General features: G+C 51.4%; 1 protein-coding gene. It reads right to left on the reverse strand.

All coding sequences use genetic code 11. The features are described 5' to 3' along the window. Window positions 1–30: 30 nt before the first annotated feature. Window positions 31–694 (reverse strand): hypothetical protein (locus WH91_RS24480; protein WP_046168976.1); only part of this gene is annotated, 664 nt, incomplete at its 5' end.

Consider the following 694-nt stretch of genomic DNA (forward strand, 5'->3'; position numbering starts at 1 on the left):
GACCGGTTAACCCCACTGGGTGCGACGCTGTTAACCGTTCCTTTTCCTCTCTCCCTTTCTCTCCTTCCTTCCTCCCTCTTCCCCCTCACCTTCTCCTTTCCTTCCTTTCCCTCTTTTCCTCCTCCTCCTCCCCCTTTCCTCCACTCCCTTTTTCTTCTCCCCTCCTCTTCTTTCTCTTCCGTTTTCCTCTCTTCCTTCTTCTTTCTTCCTTTCCTCCTTTTTTTTCTTTTCTCCTTCTTTCCTTTTCCTTTCCTTTTCTCTCTTTCCCTCTTTCTTTTTCCCCCTTTTCTTCTCTTTCCTTTCCCTCTCCTTCCTCCTTTTCCTCCCTCTCTCCTCCTCCTTTTTCTTCTCCCCTTCCTTTTTCTTCTTCCTCCTTTCTTCTTCTTCCTCCTCCCCCCCCTCTCCTTCCTCCCCTCCTCCTCCCTTCCCCCCCCCTCCTCTCCTCCCTTCTCCCCCCCCTCCCCCCTCTCCTCCTCCCCTTTTCCCCCCTTCTTCTCCTCCTTCTCTCCTTTCTCCCTTCCTTCGTTTCTTTCTCCCTTCGCTTTTCTTTTGCTGATTCCCTTTCCGTTGCGCTTGTCGAGTTTTTTTTTGTTCGCCTTTTCGTTGCTCCTGTTGTCTCCTATCTACCCTTCCTCCCCCGCCCCTCTCTGTCTCTTGCTCTAACACTACCTCTCCCTCACCTTCCTCTTTTTTC

The organism is Devosia psychrophila, assembly GCF_000971275.1.
Classification (GTDB): domain Bacteria; phylum Pseudomonadota; class Alphaproteobacteria; order Rhizobiales; family Devosiaceae; genus Devosia; species Devosia psychrophila.